Annotated in this window: 15 protein-coding genes; 11 read left to right on the top strand and 4 right to left on the bottom strand. The window is 41.2% G+C overall.

Annotated features, from left to right (window positions below):
* Nucleotides 1-305: 305 nt before the first annotated feature.
* The 4 genes from Q0486_RS01770 to Q0486_RS01755 all read right to left on the bottom strand — a co-directional run bounded on the left by Q0486_RS01770 (nucleotide 306) and on the right by Q0486_RS01755 (nucleotide 7,387).
* The gene (locus tag Q0486_RS01770) at nucleotides 306-1,472 is read right to left on the bottom strand and encodes a lipocalin family protein (RefSeq protein WP_299229884.1); all 1,167 of its coding nucleotides are present in this window, start codon (nucleotides 1,470-1,472) and stop codon (nucleotides 306-308) included.
* Between the two features lie 25 nt (nucleotides 1,473-1,497).
* Entirely contained in the window at nucleotides 1,498-2,097 is a 600-nt protein-coding gene (locus Q0486_RS01765) for a TetR/AcrR family transcriptional regulator (protein ID WP_299229882.1), read from the bottom strand.
* A gap of 11 nt (nucleotides 2,098-2,108) precedes the next feature.
* Nucleotides 2,109-6,305, bottom strand: a complete 4,197-nt coding sequence (locus Q0486_RS01760; protein ID WP_299229880.1) for an acyl-CoA dehydratase activase — start codon at nucleotides 6,303-6,305, stop codon at nucleotides 2,109-2,111.
* A gap of 194 nt (nucleotides 6,306-6,499) precedes the next feature.
* A complete protein-coding gene (locus tag Q0486_RS01755) occupies nucleotides 6,500-7,387 on the bottom strand; it encodes an AraC family transcriptional regulator (RefSeq protein ID WP_160247789.1) in 888 nt (295 codons plus the stop codon).
* Between the two features lie 186 nt (nucleotides 7,388-7,573).
* Here Q0486_RS01755 and Q0486_RS01750 point away from each other — a divergent pair, with 186 nt between their 5' ends.
* From Q0486_RS01750 to Q0486_RS01700, 11 genes are all read left to right on the top strand, one after another.
* On the top strand, nucleotides 7,574-8,632 hold the full coding sequence (locus tag Q0486_RS01750) for an efflux RND transporter periplasmic adaptor subunit (RefSeq protein WP_299229873.1): 1,059 nt from the start codon (nucleotides 7,574-7,576) through the stop codon (nucleotides 8,630-8,632).
* Nucleotides 8,629-11,736, top strand: a complete 3,108-nt coding sequence (locus Q0486_RS01745; RefSeq protein WP_299229871.1) for an efflux RND transporter permease subunit — start codon at nucleotides 8,629-8,631, stop codon at nucleotides 11,734-11,736. Before Q0486_RS01750 ends, Q0486_RS01745 begins: the two co-directional genes overlap by 4 nt.
* 2 nt (nucleotides 11,737-11,738) lie before the next feature.
* The gene (locus Q0486_RS01740; protein ID WP_299229869.1) at nucleotides 11,739-13,013 is read left to right on the top strand and encodes a TolC family protein; all 1,275 of its coding nucleotides are present in this window, start codon (nucleotides 11,739-11,741) and stop codon (nucleotides 13,011-13,013) included.
* A 299-nt stretch (nucleotides 13,014-13,312) separates the two neighbouring features.
* Nucleotides 13,313-14,137, top strand: a complete 825-nt coding sequence (locus Q0486_RS01735; RefSeq protein ID WP_299229867.1) for a ParA family protein — start codon at nucleotides 13,313-13,315, stop codon at nucleotides 14,135-14,137.
* Between the two features lie 28 nt (nucleotides 14,138-14,165).
* Complete coding sequence (locus Q0486_RS01730) at nucleotides 14,166-14,564, top strand: hypothetical protein (RefSeq protein ID WP_299229865.1); 399 nt, start codon at nucleotides 14,166-14,168, stop codon at nucleotides 14,562-14,564.
* Between the two features lie 3 nt (nucleotides 14,565-14,567).
* Nucleotides 14,568-15,185: a MarR family transcriptional regulator gene (locus Q0486_RS01725; protein ID WP_299229863.1), complete on the top strand. Its 618-nt coding sequence runs from the start codon at nucleotides 14,568-14,570 to the stop codon at nucleotides 15,183-15,185.
* Complete coding sequence (locus Q0486_RS01720) at nucleotides 15,167-15,601, top strand: hypothetical protein (RefSeq protein WP_195550673.1); 435 nt, start codon at nucleotides 15,167-15,169, stop codon at nucleotides 15,599-15,601. The genes Q0486_RS01725 and Q0486_RS01720 overlap by 19 nt, the downstream gene beginning before the upstream one ends.
* Before the next feature lie 66 nt (nucleotides 15,602-15,667).
* The gene (locus Q0486_RS01715) at nucleotides 15,668-16,024 is read left to right on the top strand and encodes a DUF4134 domain-containing protein (RefSeq protein WP_195550674.1); all 357 of its coding nucleotides are present in this window, start codon (nucleotides 15,668-15,670) and stop codon (nucleotides 16,022-16,024) included.
* 12 nt (nucleotides 16,025-16,036) lie between these two features.
* Nucleotides 16,037-16,327 carry a DUF4133 domain-containing protein gene (locus tag Q0486_RS01710; RefSeq protein ID WP_117652515.1) on the top strand — a complete coding sequence of 97 codons (291 nt, stop codon included), beginning with the start codon at nucleotides 16,037-16,039 and terminating at the stop codon, nucleotides 16,325-16,327.
* A gap of 15 nt (nucleotides 16,328-16,342) precedes the next feature.
* Complete coding sequence (locus Q0486_RS01705) at nucleotides 16,343-19,177, top strand: TraG family conjugative transposon ATPase (protein WP_299229856.1); 2,835 nt, start codon at nucleotides 16,343-16,345, stop codon at nucleotides 19,175-19,177.
* Nucleotides 19,171-19,911 (top strand): hypothetical protein, encoded by a 741-nt coding sequence (locus tag Q0486_RS01700; protein ID WP_299229855.1) that lies wholly within the window; start codon nucleotides 19,171-19,173, stop codon nucleotides 19,909-19,911. The genes Q0486_RS01705 and Q0486_RS01700 overlap by 7 nt, the downstream gene beginning before the upstream one ends.
* The last annotated feature ends 4 nt before the right edge of the window (nucleotides 19,912-19,915 follow it).

Here is a 19,915-nt window from a genome sequence, read left to right as displayed (position 1 = left end):
ATCAATTAGTTTTACACTTGTCAACACTTTCTTCTGTAGCATTTTTGTAGCAAAACTGCCAAATCTCTAATGAACCCTTGTTGACAACCTCCGTCATCACTAATTCACGGTTCAAAGGTAATCTTTTTCGAACTAAAAGCCAAATGATTGATAATAAATATTTTCCAAAGCTCTCTGCTACACTTTTAGTGCAAGGTGCAAGCCCCTTAATATATAAAGAGGCTTGCACCTTGCACTAAAGGAGTTTCTACTATGGTTTATAACCAAATATATACGTCAATCAACAGTAAATTATCCAGCAACTATTATTTCACAGAAATAATTTCCCTTACAAAAAACACACCAGCATAATCCGCAGCAAAGCCATCATTCCACTTTCCGTTGTATTCTACTTTCAAAACTGCCTGCAACGGCTTTCCATTCTTACGTCCTTTAGTTGCCTTATCATATATATCATTCAAAGAGTCTGTTTTATCCACTATCCAATATTCTTCGCTACTGTCTTCAGGTTTAAAAGAACGAACTTCATGACCAATAGTCAATGTACCTTTCAATGTATATAATTCATCTTTAGATATTTCACCATTAAGCTGAGAAATCGTTGAACCGGAAAATGAGATGCTGTTTTCGTCAAATAAAGGAGCATCCTGGCCTATTTCAATGAAAATAGCCTTGCCCGGATTACTGTCATGTATCTCGAAGTATCGTTTTCCACTGTTACCGACACCCCATCCGTTGCATGGAGCAGGAACAGGTTCTGACTGCATCTTTTCATTGATTATCGTAGCATAATCTCCATCAGGAACCATAATGAATTTTCTGACTCCTTGTTTCATTGACTTTATTTCTTCAAACTTACAAGTCTGTCCTTTATCCCAGCTTGAAGAAGTTTCCAATGTTCTGATAACATCATTTATATCCTTATTAGGTAGATTAAAAATCTGTATAAGTCTATGTGGAATTTTATCTCCTTTTCTTACCATTGATATACCCGGTAAAGACGGATCAGCTATTAATCGTATATTTTCATTTTCCTGGGCCCAAAGTGTGAGACCGGCACCTGAGAGCTGTTTCCATACAAAGCCATCATATGCTTTTCTTGTGGGTTCATTATTCGCTGCTTTTGAAGTACCATTATCCTTGATAAATACAATATTTCTGTTGTTTCTTTCTACGACAAGCGTATCTATATTACATCTGACAATTCTCATTGTATCAGAGAACTGGATAGTCTGTCCGTTACCTATACTTTCTCCATTCAATATCAGTTTGTTATCCGATACACTCCACTGATGATAAAGCAAAGTCCTCATACCTACCGACTCTGCAGAACCGTCTTCTTTTAAGTCCATACCTTGTACATAAGATACTCCCTGTGGAAGAACCTCTATCCAACGGCCTGTCAAATTAATGTTATTATTGGAAGAGCAGGCACATAATGTCAGAACTAAAATTGAAAGAATCTGTTTCATACTATATTATTATTTTTAATCGCGTCTATTTACATAACAAATGTATCATCTGATCTACCATATATGGTTTCCACTCATCAATCAGATCATTAAACTCTTTATCTGATTCCATAAATATCAGATTCTTGCTCAAAAAAGGGAATGACATAAGCCCATAGAATGTGTTGAACACTATTCTCAAAGGGACTTGTTTTATATCCCCTTTATCCATGGCAGACTGCAGATATATTGCTATCTGATTAAGAAACTTATCCATATATACGGGTTTTACAGCCTTTATGAAATCTTTTGCATTACGGTTTATTTCACGCATTACAAACATAGGCATATATGGATTATTTTTGGCAACTTCAAGATATGTATCAACAACAATCTTTATTTTCTCTGAAAACGGCTTATTGTCATCTACGAACACATCCTGTATCTTTGGAATGAACGACTGTATAATAGACAAAAAGACAGCCTGGAACATCTTGTCCTTTGTACGATAGTAATAATGCAGAGTCGGACGGTTTATACCCACTCTTGCTGCAATATCACTCATACTTGCACCGTCAAATCCCTTTTCTATAAAGACTTCTTTAGCTACAGCTATAATTTTCTCTTCCAGAATATTATTTTCCATATTTTGAATTATTATTTTTCAAGTTTATCTACAAACAACAGCATACGGTTAATTATGTTCACTTCACTGACACCGCTGTCAAAGTCCAAAGATAATATATTAATATCAGGGACTAAAGTTTTTATCCTCTTTTCTATTCCCTTAGAAACAATATGGTTGGCAATACAGCCAAAAGGCTGTAAACTGATGACATTTTTCACTTCTTTTCTGGCTAATGACAGCATCTCGCCAGGTAAAAGCCAACCTTCACCGAACTGTGCATTCAATGATATAGCCTTACGTGCTTCTTCTGCCTGTTCAAATATATCCTCAAAACATGTAAAATAGCGGAACTTCCAAGCTGCATCATTAAATTTATCTATTTCTCTGCGAATTATTTTATAAATCCATAGATAAACAAAGTCAGGATAATCCTTACCACATATATTTGACTTAACATTTACTTTTATGTTTACAAAGCTTTGCATAAAGAAGTCGGTCAGTACCGGAGGTACTACCTCAATACCGCGTTCTGACAGCCACGATAGTAAATTCCTGTGTGCAAAAGTGTTGAATTTCAGATATATTTCTCCGACAATGCCGACTTTAGGACAGTCCTTTTCCATACATATCCTGTTAAAGTCTGCTGCGGCAAGAGAAAGATAATTCAGGAGTTCTTTTGAATGGTTTTTGCGGATCAGCTCATCTGCCACATTCAGATACATGTCCTTAAGTTTTTCTGCTTCACCTTTGTTTCTTTCCCTTACAACGGACGCATAGTAGAATTTGGATATACAGTCACTGTAGAGGACTGCACGGAAAGCAACCGGCAATACTTTAAGCCAGTTTATCCTGAAAGCTGGCTGGTCATTTTTTATTGAACCTGACATGGTAAGTGAAACGACCGGAGTGTTTTCATATCCTGCATCTACCAGGGCTTTTTTGATAATGGCAATATAGTTGCTGGCGCGGCACTGGCCTCCTGTCTGCGTCATGGCTATTACAGAATTGTCCGGATCGTATTTACCACTTTTGAAAGCTTTAATGATGTCTCCAACAACAAGAGTTGCAGGATAACATATTTCATTGTTGGCATATTTTAGCCCCCATTCACATGACTGACTGTCACTTAGAGGAAGATTCTCAACATCGTAACCTGCCACTTTCATAACAGCCGGTATGAGAGGAGATATAAACGGCGTAAAGAATGGTACAAGGATTTTCCTGTTCCGGTACTCATCGTCATATACCGGTACAGTCTTGAAATCATGATGTGCGTGTCCTGTATGTTTGTTTTCTTCTGCCAGACGGATACTCTCAATCAATGAACGGACCCTGAGCTTCATCGAACCTACATTATTGACATCATCCAGTTTCAGAAGAGTGAATACTTTCCCGTTTCTAATGAGAAGATCCCTGACTTCATCAACAAGAAAGGCATCAGGTCCGCAGCCGAATGAAGTAAGTTCGACAAACTGAATCTTTGAATCCTGCGCACATGCCCATTTTGCAGCTCGAAGTATTCTGTTTGGATATGACCATTGAGGAAGAAAATGAACGTCATCCAGGTCTGTTTCTTTATTTCTCACAAAATCATCTGTAATTATGCTTATACCCATATCTGCAAGCATGTCAGACACTTTGTGCTGAATCAGCATATCTGTGTGGTAAGGACGTCCGGCAAGCAGAACCGTCATTCTGTTTTCCTCGAGTGCCTTGTTTAATATTGTCTCATTTCTGGTGATAAGTTCATTTATAAATCTGTCCTGTTCTTGACATGCCTTTTCAAAAGCGGTCTTTACTTTACGTGAATCAACACCAAGGGATTTAAGATATTCTTCGCATTGTTTAAACAGCAGCTTCTTGTCTTTAAAGTTAATGGCCGGGGAATCTATAACAGCACCGGAACCCTGGACACTTTTTATCACTTCAGAATAACCGGTAACAATCGGGCAGTTATAGCTGTTCTGTTCCTTGCCCTGACGCTCGAATATGACAAAAGGCATAAATATCCTGTCAACTTTCTTGTCTATAAGATTTTGTATATGGCTGTGAACAAGCTTTGCAGGGAAACAGATGTTATCAGACATGACCATTCTGGCATTGCATTCATATCTGGTGTAATTGGATACATCCGACAGCACGACCTTGATGTTACATGACTCCAGCAGTGTATGCCAGAACGGATATTCCTCATACATGTTAAGGCAACGCGGAATACCGACTGTAAGAGTTGAATTATCAGCTATTGACTTACGTGAAAAGAGCAGTTCATTCTTTATCTGATACATATTTTCACCACGTTTCATGTTTTTTTCTCCGTTGGTGAAAACCCTCTCACACCGATTGCCTGAATAATAGCGTTTCCCGTTTTCAAAATGATAACAGATAACCGGACACTGGTTGTCGCATCCTTTGCAATTTAAGGTGCGTGAGGTAAATCCGGCCATGCTTACCATGGTCTCAAAAGGAATTTCACGGCAGGAATGCTCACGGGCATAAAGGGCACATCCGAATGCACCCATCAGTTCCGGTATATTACATCTTGTAACTTTCATACCGGTATGGATTTCCAAAGCTCTTACAATGGCATCGTTTCTCATTGTACCACCCTGAACAACAAGATGATTTCCCAAAACGGAAGTATCTTTCAGTTTAAGAACTTTATACAGACAGTTCTTCACTACTGAGTAAGCAAGGCCGGCTGAAATATCTTCCACCGTAGCACCTTCACGAAGTACCTGTTTTACTTTTGAGTTCATAAAGACTGTGCATCTGGTTCCAAGATCAGCCGGACAAGTGGAACGGCAGGCAGCCTGAGAGAACTCCGGTGCTGTATAACCAAGCGTCTTGGCAAATGTTTCTATAAAGGAACCGCAACCGGAAGAACATGCCTCATTTATCTCTATTCTGTCTATTACACCATTGTTTATAAAAATGGCTTTCATATCCTGACCGCCAATATCCAGAATAAAGGATACTTCCTTGTCAAAATGGTGTGCACCCATATAGTGTGCAATAGTTTCAACTATACCGTAATCCAATTGGAATGCAGCTTTTATCAGGTCTTCACCATAACCGGTAGAGCAGCTTCCTTTTACGACAAGCTGTGTTCCAGTTTTGCTGCATTCATCAAGCAAACCTCTAAATCCCTTTTCTACTGTTTCAATAGGTTTTCCTCCATTGTTGCTGTAAAATGAATAGATAAGATTTGCATCTTTATCAGTCACAACGATTTTAGTTGTTGTTGATCCTGAGTCTATGCCTATATAGACTTCCTGTTTACCTGGTTTTAGAGTTCCTGTTTTTACAACATTCTTCTGTTTTTCTTCTTTCCACTTATCATATTCTTCAGAGTTTGAAAAAACAGGTTTGAGACCGTCTTTACGTACAGCAGTTTCTTCTGGTTTCTCTAAAGTCGCGATAAGCGAGGACAAAGAAACTATATACTCCTTCTCAACATGAGCAAGTGCTGTTCCCAGAGCCGGAAGCTGTGTTCCGTTTTCCGGTAAGATAATGTCATCGTTATTGACTGACAGATATTCGATAAAAGCCTTTCTAAGAGCAGGAATGAAAGTAAGAGGTCCGCCACAGAAGAGAATCGGAGTCTTTATATCATATCCTCTTGCCAGGGTTACAACCGTCTGCACTGCTACTGCATGGAAAATGGAAGCTGCAATATCCTCACGACTCACATTCTTGGCTATAAGATTTTGTATATCAGTCTTACAGAAAACGCCACAGCGTGAAGCTATCGGATATACATGTGTAGCATTCATTGCCAGTTCATTCATTTCATCCACACTGACACCAAGAATAATGGCCATCTGGTCTATGAAAGCCCCTGTACCTCCGGCACAGTTGCCGTTCATACGTAGGTCAACAGCTTCTGAATCCTTAAAGAAAACAACTTTGGCATCTTCACCTCCTATATCTATCATAGATACTATATGTGGATATTTATTCTGAACAGCCTTTGTTGCTGCAACCACTTCCTGCACAAACGGAATACCATATTTTTCTGAAAGTCCCATTCCAACTGAACCTGTTATTCTTATAGCAATATCTTCATTATTTACTATAGTTCCCAGTTCTTTAAGCATTAAAATAATCACATCCTTTGCCTTCGCATTATGCCTTTCGTATTTTGAATATATGATACGACCTTCTTTATCTACAGCAACCATTTTTGCAGTTGTTGAACCTACATCTAAACCTAACTTAATCATATATTTATATGTGTTTGACTATTATTCTGACACTATTGTCAGACACAAATGTAAAAACAATTACATCAATACCAAAGAAATTGGTTATGTAATCTTGTGATTTAACTTTCTACAACATTTAAAAAAGATTTCTTAACGGTGGTTATATCCTAAATAAGGATTATGATATAAAGTAATGTATTGCTAATGTATACTTATCGTAATAATGACATTCTGTATTCTTTTGTTGTCATTCCCACATTTTTTTTGAAGAATTTACAGAAAAAAGAAGGATTAGGAAAATTTAATTCGTAAGATATTTGCTCTGTTGTTTTATCTGTAGTCTGTAACAAAATCTTTGCTTCAAGAATTGTATAATGGTCAATCCATTCTCTTGGTGTATGACCACTAGTCCTCTTAATTATGTCGCACAAATATTTAGTTGATATATACAGTTTCTGTGCATAAAAATCGAGCTTTTCTCTTTTCTTGAAATTGCTTATAGTAAGCTGTATAAACTGTCTGAAAATTTCTTCATTCCTGTTATGTCTGTTCAAGTCTTTTTCCATGACAAAAATACTTGTGATATAACAAATAAAAGCCTGCAGGATAGAACGGATAATTTTATTTTGAAAAGGATAAGGATGTTTATAGTCCAACTGCATTTCAAAGAAGTTATAGTAGTTTTGTATCATACTGCATTCTTTAATTGACAGATTCATACAAGGGTATTTTTGTATATAAAGAAACAGAGGCAAAGTTTCGTCAACCCTTTCTAATGTATCTTCCAGAAAATTTTGTGAGACTATAAGCAACATTCCTTTGATATCATTTGATATCTTTTTATATTGAATTATGTCATTTGACAGTGTTATAATTAATTCTCCAGGATTAATCTGGTGTTCAACCCCGTTTATATCTATAATCATTTCTCCTGAAAAACATACACCTATAGTAGCAGCATTAATTCTTATAGGACAGCTCGACGTAGAAATATTAATTTTATCCAGCCTGTCAATAATAATAAAGTTATCATCAATACAGGATACATCACCTCTGATAACCTGATTAATTGATGTCATTAATTTTGTTGTTCCGTTCATAGTTTTTTTCGCAAAGTTATCCGTTATTATCTTATTTTCAATATGAAACAGAATAATGGAACGCATTTCTTGAATAATAGAACATAATTTCAATCATTGCGGATTTTAGAACATCACTCAGGAATAAACGGTTATGTATCATCCACTTTTTATACAGAACTTTGCGGCGTAAAAAACAAATGTATTATGTCAAAATCAATATTAAGTTTAGTTGCTTTAGCTTTGATAGCTACAATTAGTTCTTGTAAAAAGCAGGTAGAAGAAGCACACCATGCTCCTTTGGTTAAAACTACCACTGCTACAGTCAATAACCTGAGTGAAAATCATAATTATCCTGGCATTGTTAAGCCACAGGACGATTTGTCTATTTCGTTTAGAGTAAACGGACAAATTGAAAGTTTATTGGACAAATCAGGAACGGAAGTAAGAAAAGGTGATTTGCTTGCCACATTGGATTCCCATGATTATGAGATTAATGAGAAAGCTGCATTGGCTGCATACCAGCAATCGGATAATGAGTTTAATCGTATTAAGCAACTCTATGCGTCCAAAACCATATCACCCAATGATTTTGAGAAAGCAGAAGCTGCACATAAAGTTGTACTTTCTAAATATCAGGCTGCCAAGGATGCTTTAGAATATACCAATATTAGAGCCCCTTTTGATGGCTATATACAAAATATCTACCACCAGAAAGGGGAAATTGTACAAGCCGGCATGCCTGTCATTTCTTTTATTTCAAAGAATACCCTGAAGGTAGAAGTATTCCTGCCTTTCCGAGATTTTGAAAGAATTGACAGCCTTACCAGCAGTTGGCTGGAGATAAATGGCAAACACATAAACTTAGAACTTGGCAGTATCAGTCAACAGGCCAATGCGGCACAACTTTATAAAGCTGAATTTATTATTCAGCCGAAAGATGCAGCAGAGCATAAGATTGTCGCCGGAAAAAACTGTCAGGTAAGACTGACATTCTCTTCACCTGATATTGAGAAAACAGTAAGCATACCACTTTCGGCCATTATGAACTCGAACAACGAAACATCAGTATGGGTTTTGGAAAAACAGAACATTGCTAAAAAAGTAAATATAAAAATACGGAATATAGACCATGACAAGGTAACAGTATCCGGAATAAATGAAGGACAGCAGGTTGTAGTAAGCGGTATTCATTCTATTAAAGAAGGGGAAGCCGTAAACATCATGTCTGCCCCATCTAAAACAAATATAGGAGGAATGTTATGAGAAGTATTTCTGAATATGCATTGACAAACAAGGCTCTGATAAAGTTTTTTATTGCTTTATTGATAGTTGGAGGTGTGTGGGGATTCTACTCTATGAGTAAAATGGAAGATCCGGAGCTGATGGTAAAGCAGGCACTTGTAATGACTGTCTATCCGGGTGCTGATGCCCACAAGGTAGAACTCGAAGTTTCTGACAAATTGGAGAAAGCCATCAGACAAATGGGAGACATTGATTATATAGAGTCGAAATCAATGAATGACCTTTCATTGATAAAAGTAGTTCTGAAAACAACAGTGCCAAGCAAAGATCTGGAACAGAAATGGGATTTGCTGAGAAAGAAAATTGTAGATTGTACATCACAATTGCCTTCCGGTGCTTCTGTACCACAGGTATTAGACGATTTCAGTGCGGTTTATGGTATGTTTTATACCATTACTGCCGATGGCTTTTCTGAGCGTGACATGCTGCATTATTCCCAGTTCATACAGCGTGAGCTGATAAATCTGGAAGGAATACGCAATGTACAGCTTTATGGTACTGCTACACCCACTGTTGAAATAGTTATTGACAAGGACAAAATGGCCCGTCTTGGAATTTTACCGGCAGAGATTATTACAACCCTTCAGGATCAGGACAAAACCGTTTATGCTGGTTATTTCAACAGCGGTGAGGAAAGAATGCGTGTAAATGTGTCAGACACGTTTCACTCCTTGGATGAAATCCGTAATCTGATGATTCACGGGCATGAATCAGATATGTTCCGTCTGAAAGATATAGCTGATGTAAGAGAGGCATATGAAAATCCGCAGCGTAATAAGATTGTCTATGACGGCCAAACAGCCTGTGGCATAGCAATAGCCATGGAATCCGGTTATGATATTCTGAAGGTCGGTGAAGTAGTAACCGCGCGTTTGGAAGAATTACAGAAAGAACTGCCGTCAGGCTTTCAATTTCATAAGGTTTTTTATCAGCCAGAGCGTGTAGATGATGCTATCAATAACTTTATTATAAATCTGATAGAGTCAGTGGTAATTGTCATAGTAATCCTGATGATTACAATGGGATTCAGAAGCGGTGTGATTATAGGTACAGGACTTGTAATCACGGTTTTAGGCTCTTTTGTTGGACTTTACTATTTTGACGGTACCATCCAAAGGGTATCTCTTGGTGCATTTATCATTGCCATGGGTATGCTGGTTGATAATGCAATAGTGGTAGTTGATGGTATTCTTGTGGACAGTAAAAGAGGTATGAAAAGGCCTGAATCACTGGTGCATACTGCCAATATCACGGCTCGTCCGCTTCTTGGAGCTACTTTGATTGCCATCATTGCTTTCATGCCCATCTCATTGTCTCCCGATATGGCTGGTGAATATGCCCGTGATCTGTTTGTTGTACTAGCTGTATCCTTACTGTTGAGCTGGGTGCTGGCTCTTGTACATGTGCCGATACATGCAAACAGCTACTTGAAGCTTGACAATAATGTTTCTTCTGACGAAGTGTTCAATTCACCATTGTATCGCAAATTCCGCAGCATGCTGATGGTATTTCTCAGACACCGTTTTATCACACTCACATGTGTTGTAGCATTGCTGCTCGTCAGTATGGCATGCTTCCGGCTGTTGCCACAGACATTCTTTCCAGACCTGACTTACAATCAGATTTACATGGAATATAAACTGCCGGAAGGTTCACGAATTGAAAAAGTGGAAAAGGATCTGACAGAAATAACGGATTTCCTGAAATCTCAAAAAGAAGTAACCCATGTAACCATGTCGTTAGGTGGTACACCTGCACGTTATAACCTTGTACGCTCGGTAGCCGATCCGAGTCTCCGCTACGGTGAACTGATTATTGACTTCAAAGACAATAAGGATATCGATGCCTGTATGAAAAAATGGCAAGCCTATTTAAACAGTCGTTATCCCGATTCATTTATCCGTTTGAAGAAATATAATATTATGTACATGGAATTCCCCGTTGAGCTGCTTATATCTGGTCCAGACCCTCAGGTTTTGAAGAATTTAAGAGATTCAATACAGGATATTATGCGTCAGGAGCCTTCAGCAACATTGGTTACAGACAACTGGGATGATCCTGTGCTTGACATCAATATAAATTATGACCAGCAATTGGGAAGAAGGGCAGGACTGAGCAGGACTGATGCCGGCATGTCATTACTGTCCGCAACCGATGGAATTCCAGTGGGTCGCTTCTACGATGGTAACATCTCACAGAACATACTGCTTAAAACATCCGGTTATGATCAGCTTGACAATGTCCAGTTGTGGAATGTAATGCCCGACATCAACACTCTAACAAACGAATCGCGGGTTAAAGACGTACTGATGAGCGGTGCAGACAAAAAAGATCTTATTATAGGTCTCACTTATGCCAAACCTGTGAATTCAGTAACTGATAGTCTGAGTTATGTGTGGAAAGATCCTGTAGTATATCGCTACAATGCACAGCGTGCTATAATGGTACAATGCAACAATGCGTCAGGATACACTGCTGAAAATACACGGCAGGCACTGGAAAAGAAAATCAAGGAGCAGATACATTTTCCCGAAGGATATACCATGAAATGGTTGGGTGAATATAAGGCAAGTACTGATTCAAACAAATACCTGTTCATGAATTTTCCGATAGCCATCATCATGATGTTTGGTATTCTGATTTATTTGTTCCGTGATTTCAAGAAACCCATCATTATTTTCCTATGTCTTCCTTTGGCTTATATCGGCATTGTGTTTGGAATCCTGGTAAGCGGAAAACCGTTCAGTTTTGTAGCCATCGTCGGTGCACTGGGACTTATCGGTATGATGATAAAGAACGGAGTTGTACTAATCGATGAGATTACAGCTCAGATGAATGCAGGAGCAAAACCGGTAGATGCACTTCTTGCTGCATCATCCTCACGCCTTCGCCCCGTTATGATGGCATCCGGGACTACGATACTTGGAATGATACCGCTAACATCCGATGCCATGTTCGGACCAATGGCAGTAGCCATTATGGGAGGTCTACTTGTGGGTACCATCATCACGCTGATGATTATACCAGTATTTTATGCATTATTCTTTAAAATAAAATGTGACTGATTATGAAAAAGATTATAATTGCCTGTATATTTTCATTCTGTTCTCTTTGGGGATATTCCCAACAATTGACACTGGAAGAATGCTGTGATATTGCAGCAGCAAATAACAAGCAGGGGAAACTGGCTGATTTTTCTATACAAAAAGCCCAATTGCAGTTAAAGAACATGAACAGCAATTTCCTTCCAAAGTTATCAGCTGCAGGTGGCTATCTTTATGCGGATAAAGATTTTGGTGCAGAACTGATGCCTTCTGTAGCTGCTGAACTTAATCTGAACAACACCTATACAGGTGGCGTTCAGATAGAACAACCACTGTTTTTAGGCGGAAAACTTTTTGCAGCCAGGAAGATGGCTCAAACCGGATTGTCAATAGCCGGGTTAAATAAGGAAAAAACCGAGTCTGATATACGTTTTGAAACGGAAAAAGCATACTGGAATGTGGTCAAGGCAAAAGAACTGCAGAAAGTATCGCAACAGTTTCTGCAAACTGTAGATGAGCTATACCGTACTGTGGAGAATTATTATAGTACAGGGATGGCATCACAGAATGAATTACTGAAGGTAAAAGTAAAAATCAATGAAGCTAAGCTGTCTCTTAAAAGAAGTGAAAATTCTGTCCGTCTGGCTAAAATGAGCCTCTGCCATCTGATGGGTATGCCTATGAATAAGGATATAGATGTAATAAATAACCTATCTGACATAAAGGTTGTAGATACAAATATCCATTCAGTAGAGAACAGATTGGAATATAAGATACTTTCAGAAAATATCCAACTGAAGAACCAGGAAATAAAAGCTGTAAGAAGTGATTTCCTGCCGCGTGTTGGACTTGTTGCAGGATACAATTACATGAATGGAGTTAAGCTAAATGGTACGAAGCTCATTTCTGATGATGTGTTCGCTGTTATGGTTTCAGTTAAGGTTCCTCTGTTTCATTGGGGAGAAGGTATGCGTAAAGTCAAATCTGCCCAAATAGAAAAGCAGATGGCAATAGTTCAAAGAGATGAATTTACAGAGAAAATGCAGTTGGAAGTTTCACAAGCTTTAAATATGCTGGACGAGTCAGAACTGGAAATTAAACTTACGGAGTCCGCTTTTAATGAAGCTACAGAAAGCCTTCGTGAAAGTAGAAAGAATTATGAGACAGGGATGGAAACCCTTGTGAACTATATGGACACACAATCTATCTGGCAAAAGTCATGGGCGGAGTTTGTTTCTGCAAAAATTAATTATCAGATAGCTAAAGCAAACTATTTTAAAACGACTGGTTATAAATAAATCATCATTAAGTATAATAAGAGAGGAAAAATTATCATTGTTAAATAAAAAAATCGCTGCATAATGTAACTTCTATAAGAGGTAATTATGTAGCGATTTTTTATTTATACTCGTATAAATTTTATCTATGGTATAACGTATTTTTAATTGTAACCTTTTCAGATAAGATAATTATAATGGACTGATAAATTCTATCTTACTTACTTCGGTTTATCCAACCTAAATCACAATTGTGTTGTACATTTCTTACCTGATAACCTTGGTTAATACATTTGTCACAAAATCAATCAATACTTGAAATGATACAGACTCCGGTTATAGTGACATTTGCCAATCAGAAGGGAGGTGTCGGAAAGACTACCCTTTGCGTAACCTTTGCCAACTATCTGGTGACAAAGGGTGTAAGGGTTGTGGTGATTGACTGCGACTTCCAGCACTCCATCATGAAATGCCGTAAGGCTGACATTAGAAAATACGGTGAACAGGAAATGCCATACGAGGTATGGGCATACGAAGCCAACAACAAGGCGATGATGACTTCCCTTATGGAGAAACTGCACAACGATCCCGAAATTGACGTTGTTCTGATGGACACACCGAGCAGTCTGAAAGCGGAAGGGCTGATACCCATGTTCGTCAACTCGGATATTATTATTGTTCCATTTCATTATGACCTGGTAACCGTTCCGTCAACGGCCAGTTTCCTCATGTTTGTTGACCGGCTGAAAAAGGCTGTCGGTGAAAGGATGAAAGCCAGACTCTTCATCATTCCCAATCTGAATGACGGAAGAATCGGCAAGCGTTCCGAACTGCTCATCTGGGACAATGCAAGGGATACCTTCTCCAACTATGGATATGTCACTGCGAAGATTCCCAAACGTGCGGATATGGAACGGTTCAGCACTATGGCGGCACTTGATATGCAGGCCGCTATCGTTACACCGGTCTTTGACAAGGTTTATCAAAGTATCTTCGATACACTTCAACCGATAAGGGAAAAAGAACTTAAAGGCATACAGCTGACGGAAAATCTGAATCCCAAACCTAAGAAGAAAAAGAAGGCACAGCCGTCTGATGAAGCTTCACAGGACAGTAACGAAAATCAGAATAAAGAACCAGAATAATCAGTAACACTTCAATAACCATAACACTATGAGTAAGGATATACCGGAAATAGATGACCTGACAAGAGGCATCAATGATTCAGAACTTATATTGACGCAAGATTCCGTAGAAACCCAGGTTGAGCAAAAGGAAAATAATAACAAAGCACAGGAAAAGGATACTGCTGTTTCCCTCTCGGATACAGGATGCTGGGATGAGTTCATGGAATTCCTGCAATCGGACGGTTCGGGAACAGACAAAACAGAAAGGCTTGTCTGCAAACTTGACCGTGACCTTGCGGATTCACTGGACGACTGCGATATACATGGCAGATGCCGTTCTGACCTGGTGAATGCCATCGTAAGGGCATTCTTCAAGTCATACCTGCCACGTCTGGCAGAATACAGAAGGGAAAAGAAATCGTTGTTTAACAGTTATAATCTGTAGGATATGAAAAAGACAGACTGGAACGACAGGATGCTGGCCGCTCTTGTCGAGCTGTATCCGGTAGAGACCACGGCCTATACCGCTGCCGTTCTCAATCTGAGCGAATCGACCGTCAAGCTGAAAGCCCGTGAGCTTGGACTTGTAAAAATGGCCAAATCCAGATGGATGGAGCGTGCCGACTATATCAGGAATCATTTCCAGGAGTGTTCCTTCTCTGAGATAGGGAAAGCTCTCGGCATTACCCGGATGAGTGTCGGACGCATAGCCGCTGCACTCGGACTGAAACGCAGCAGTGAAGAGAAACACCTGATTTCCTCACGTATCCGTACCCAGATGGTAAAGAGGGAAAGACGGCGTATCGTCTTCGGTCTGGAACCCATAACCGGTATCCGTGTCATTTCAAACAGGGCAAAGGTAAGGGTGCGCTCAAACATGAAGTCAAACGGATACATCATCAGTGAGGAACACAACGTGATTTATTATACCGGCACAACGGAACGCAGGGAACGTCTGGAAAGCCGGGGTATCAGACTGGGACTGCATATCCTTCCGTTTCCGGAGGACAGTTCCGCTCTTTCATCCAACATCATATTACAACAGCCATGCAGTACGGACAGATAGTATTCCTTCTCTTCGTGGCAATGGTATTCTACTATGCGGCAATGATTTTCATGGACTTCCAGAGGGCAAAGGCCGCACAGAATGCCGAGCAGGACAGCCAAAAAGAAGAGGACATTGACATATCGGAAGAGGCACGAAACTTCAGGCCGATAAGGATAAACCGGGATGAGCCTGAATCAAAAGAAGAAAGCTCAGAACAGAATAATACTGAGAATCCCGGAGCTGAGAATGAAAATAGTGATTCTGACGGTACAGAAAAATCTGCATCCCAATCAGAATCTTCCAGACACGTTTACCGGGAGGCCATCATGACTGACGGCATTCTGGTAGAGAATATCATTCAGGAAATAAACAGGCTGGCAGAGACCGGTACCAGTGACCTCGGTGCCGTTATCTTCAGCTGTGAGAATGCCTGACATATATACCGTTCCTTTAGTGACATCTGTTTCTTTGGCGATGAAATCCTTTAACATTATTCAGAAATGCAGTTAATAAAGAAAAATGCCCGGAATCTTACGGAGCGTTTCATCGGTTCAAGTTTTGCACAGAAGAGTGTGATGGCGGCCATTGCACTCGTTATTTCCACATCCAACGTAATGGCAGGAAGCAAGGGTGCAGCAGGTTTTACCAAGGCCACCCAGGAAGTCAGTTCCTACCAGACTCCGGTATCGAACCTGATGAAGGCCATTGCTGCCGTTATCGTCCTGGTTGGTGCCTTCAACGTCTATTTCAAGATGCAGAACGGAGACCAGGACGTGAAAAAGACCATCATGCTTACCATCGGAGGCTGTATTGCATTCATCGCACTCTCGGAAGCTCTCCCGCTGTTCTTCCAGTAATCCTTTCCCGGCATGACAATGAATCAGGAAGGATACCCTGTGTTCAAGGGATTGCAGAAACCGCTGGAGTTTATGGGCATACGTGGTCGTTTCCTCACTCTGGCAGCGGCAGCCATAGGCGTATCATTCGTAGGCTTCATCGGTTTCTCAATCGCTTTGGGAAAGGTTGCAGGATTCATAGCCATGATGGTCATGGCACTGGTGGGACTGATAACCATCTACATCAAGCAGCGTGGAGGACTCCACAACAAGAAAAGGGCAAGAGGTATCTATATCTACAGAAACCTGAGAAAAGAACAGTAAATCACTTTATACAGTATGGCACACAAAAGGAAAAGAATATTTGACGGACTTTATGCGCAGCTGGAGGAGACGGACGGCAATGTAGTGCTGTTCTCGGCCAGAGGCGAGCCGTCCGTTATCTTTGAAATAACCAATCCGGTCCAGCAGCTCTGTACGGATGCGCAGCAGTACATGCTGTTTCATGACGTGCTATCCAATATCCTTCAGACCATCGGTGAGGGATATGCACTGCAGAAGCAGGATATTATGTGCAGACAGGCATATCACCATGACGTGCCGGACGATGCGGAGTTCCTGACAAGGAGTTATTTCAGATACTTCGAGGGAAGGGAATTCACAGAGATAAGGACTTTTCTTATCCTCACCCAGGAGGCCCAGAGAAGCCAGTTCATCCAGTATGACCCGAAGAGATGGCTCGATTTCCATGCCAAGGTATCAAAGACGGATGATATTCTGACGGAGAAGCATATCCGGCACAGAAAGCTCGGCAAGGAGGAAGTCAGCGAGTACTGTCACCGTTTCATGGCATTCCAGTTCCGGCACGGACCGTTCTCAATGACCAACTTCAAGGCTTCAGACGAATATCTCAGGACAGGTGACCGGATTATCCGTTCCTATCCGCTGGTGGACATTGACGAGATTAATCTGCCTTCCATGATAAAGCCGTACACGCAGATGAACATCAACGGGTACGGTATCGCAACCGACCTGCTTTCTTTCCTGACCGGCGTCCCCTACTCGGACTGTGTGGTGTTCAACCAGGTCATTCAGATACCGGGACAGAGGAAGCTGCTGCGCAAGCTTCAGGCCAAGGCGAAGCGTCACGGTTCCATGCCGGACCCGAGCAACCGTATTGCAAAGGCCGATATTGAGGAAGTGCTGGACAGGCTGGCCGTTGACAGTACCATGCTTGTATATTGCAACTTTAACATTCTGGTGAGCTGCCCCCCTGACAAGGTTACTCCGGTAACTTCCTTTCTGGAGACAAAGCTGTATGAGTGCGGCATCATGCCGTCAAGAACAGCCTACAACCAGCTGGAGCTTTTCATGGACTGTTTTCCCGGTAACGGCTATGCCTTCAACCCGGACTATGACCTGTTCCTGACGCTTTCGGATGCTGCCCTGTGCTTTTTCTTCAAGGAACATCTGAAGGAGTCTGAGGATACACCGCTGACCACATACTACACCGACCGTCAGGGACTTCCTGTCTGCATCGACATTACCGGCAAGGAAGGCAAAAGGAAGATGACGGACAATGCCAACTTCTTCTGTATCGGTCCTTCCGGTTCCGGCAAGTCCTTCCACATGAACAGTGTGGTACGTCAGCTTCTGGAACAGAATACGGATGTGGTCATGGTGGATACGGGTGATTCCTACGAAGGTATATGCGGATATTACAATGGTACATACATAGCCTACTCGAAGGAGAAGCCCATTTCCATGAATCCGTTCAAGGTCACGAAGGAGGAATACGAGCTTAATTTCGGGGAGAAGAAGAACTTCCTCAAATCGCTGATATTCCTGATATTCAAAGGTAACGCATTTCCTACAAAGATTGAGGACATGCTGATAAACCAGACCATCGTGGAATATTACGAGGCCTATTTCAATCCGTTTGAAAGGTTCAGCGACAGTGAGCGTGAGGCACTGAGGCAGAAACTGCTGGTTGCCGCCAAGATGGAGGATGACTATGAACAGTACACGCACAGCATGGAGGACATCGACAGGCAGATAAATACGGAAGAGGTTCAGGAGAAGGCTGAAAGCCGTGCCCTGCTGCTGCCTTCCGAAGTACGCCGTCTGAAGCTGATACGACAGTGCCGTTCACTGACTGCTCTGATAAATGATGAAGCTGCCACAGAATCGGAAAAGGAACGTGCACTTGCCATCATAGAAAAATATAAAAGGGAACTTTATAACAATTCCATGCTGATTAAGATAGACAGGCAGATTGACCACATGGAGGAACAGAAACGCAGGCTGAAGGTTCAGGAACTATCGTTCAATTCCTATTATGAGTTTGCCCTGGAACGCATACCGCAGATTACACAGCTGGAGAAAATCAGTTTCAATATACATGACTTTGCGGCCATACTGAAACAGTTCTACCGTGGCGGTGAACTGGAGATGACGCTGAACTCCGACCTCGACATTAACCTGTTTGACGAGCGTTTCATTGTGTTCGAAATAGATAAAATAAAGGATGATCCGGTGCTATTCCCGATTGTGGTACTGATTATCATGGACGTGTTCCTACAGAAGATGCGTATCAAAAAGGGACGGAAGGCTCTTATCATTGAAGAGGCATGGAAGGCAATTGCTTCACCTACCATGGCGGAATATATAAAGTATTTGTATAAGACCGTCCGGAAGTTCCACGGAATAGCCGGTGTGGTCACACAGGAGCTTAATGACGTGATTGATTCCCCTATCGTGAAGGAGGCCATCATCAACAACTCGGATGTGAAGATTCTGCTTGACCAGACCAAGTTCAAGGACAGGTACGAGGATATTGCAGCCATTCTGGGACTCACTGACATACAGCGTCAGCAGATTTTCACCATCAATGCGCTGAACAACCATGAGGGAAGAAGCTACTTCAAGGAGGTGTGGATTTGCCGGGGACAGCACTCGGATGTGTACGGTGTGGAGGAAGCACCGGAATGTTATTGGGCATATACTACAGAACGTACCGAGAAAGAGGCACTGAAGATTTATCTTGCCCGGTACGGTACGCTGCAGGAGGCCATCACCCGTATCGAGGAAGACCGCAAGGCTGACGGAGGGCTTCTGTATCTGGAGTTTGCAAGAAAAGTCAACCAACATCAAAAAGTTATGTCACTATGGTAAAATTCAGATTCATGCTGATTGCGATACTGCTGGTATCGGCATCAGCCAATATGTCTGCTGCCTGGAGAATCGTATTCGACCGCAACTGCCTGAAGATTGTCATGGCCAATACCGCTTCACAGAAAGTTATCGAGGAACAGCACAACCAGCGTGTGGATACCATTGCAGCAAAGAAGCAGAAAGTGGAACTCTATACGGTAAGCATGGCTACCATGAAGGAACTATACAAGCTGAGCATGGAGAACATATCCGGTTTCGGGACTGAAAGTCTTTATTATAAGGAAATAGGCCTGTGTGCTTTGGATATTCTGCGAAATGTTCCGGTACTTGTCAGCACGGTAAATAAGGCCAGATTTTCAAACAGGCTGCTCTGTCTGAACGAACTCGGCAACCTTGTAGCGGAAACCCAGCAGCTGGTCGGCAACTTCGTCAATATTGTGAACAATGCCATGATTCCCAATCCGTTGCAGGGACAGGCAACTGCAGAAAAAAAGGATGACGGCTACAACCTGCTGGACAGGTATGAAAGGCTGACACTGGCCAACAGCATCTATACTGACCTGAACAGGATACGCTACAAGGTGGAAGGGATGGTTCTGATGGCACAGTATGCCACTGCAAACGACCTCTTCTTTGCCATAGATCCTGAAGGATGGGCAAATGTGGTAACCATGAAGAATCATGTGGGAAATCTTGTACAGGACTGGAACGGCCTGGTTGCTTCAAATTATTAATCTT

The organism is uncultured Bacteroides sp. (genome assembly GCF_937912035.1).
In the GTDB taxonomy this organism is placed as follows: Bacteria; Bacteroidota; Bacteroidia; order Bacteroidales; family Bacteroidaceae; genus Phocaeicola.
This window is presented reverse-complemented; position numbering and strand designations above follow the sequence as displayed.

Coding starts and splice junctions, on each gene's coding strand:
- Q0486_RS01745 (WP_299229871.1), top strand. CDS start 8,629: ATGAGAAGTATTTCTGAATATGCATTGACAAACAAGGCTCTGATAAAG.
- Q0486_RS01705 (WP_299229856.1), top strand. CDS start 16,343: ATGGCACACAAAAGGAAAAGAATATTTGACGGACTTTATGCGCAGCTG.
- Q0486_RS01725 (WP_299229863.1), top strand. CDS start 14,568: ATGAAAAAGACAGACTGGAACGACAGGATGCTGGCCGCTCTTGTCGAG.
- Q0486_RS01740 (WP_299229869.1), top strand. CDS start 11,739: ATGAAAAAGATTATAATTGCCTGTATATTTTCATTCTGTTCTCTTTGG.
- Q0486_RS01760 (WP_299229880.1), bottom strand. CDS start 6,305: ATGATTAAGTTAGGTTTAGATGTAGGTTCAACAACTGCAAAAATGGTT.
- Q0486_RS01710 (WP_117652515.1), top strand. CDS start 16,037: ATGACAATGAATCAGGAAGGATACCCTGTGTTCAAGGGATTGCAGAAA.
- Q0486_RS01715 (WP_195550674.1), top strand. CDS start 15,668: ATGCAGTTAATAAAGAAAAATGCCCGGAATCTTACGGAGCGTTTCATC.
- Q0486_RS01765 (WP_299229882.1), bottom strand. CDS start 2,097: ATGGAAAATAATATTCTGGAAGAGAAAATTATAGCTGTAGCTAAAGAA.
- Q0486_RS01770 (WP_299229884.1), bottom strand. CDS start 1,472: ATGAAACAGATTCTTTCAATTTTAGTTCTGACATTATGTGCCTGCTCT.
- Q0486_RS01730 (WP_299229865.1), top strand. CDS start 14,166: ATGAGTAAGGATATACCGGAAATAGATGACCTGACAAGAGGCATCAAT.
- Q0486_RS01735 (WP_299229867.1), top strand. CDS start 13,313: ATGATACAGACTCCGGTTATAGTGACATTTGCCAATCAGAAGGGAGGT.
- Q0486_RS01700 (WP_299229855.1), top strand. CDS start 19,171: ATGGTAAAATTCAGATTCATGCTGATTGCGATACTGCTGGTATCGGCA.
- Q0486_RS01750 (WP_299229873.1), top strand. CDS start 7,574: ATGTCAAAATCAATATTAAGTTTAGTTGCTTTAGCTTTGATAGCTACA.
- Q0486_RS01720 (WP_195550673.1), top strand. CDS start 15,167: ATGCAGTACGGACAGATAGTATTCCTTCTCTTCGTGGCAATGGTATTC.
- Q0486_RS01755 (WP_160247789.1), bottom strand. CDS start 7,387: ATGAACGGAACAACAAAATTAATGACATCAATTAATCAGGTTATCAGA.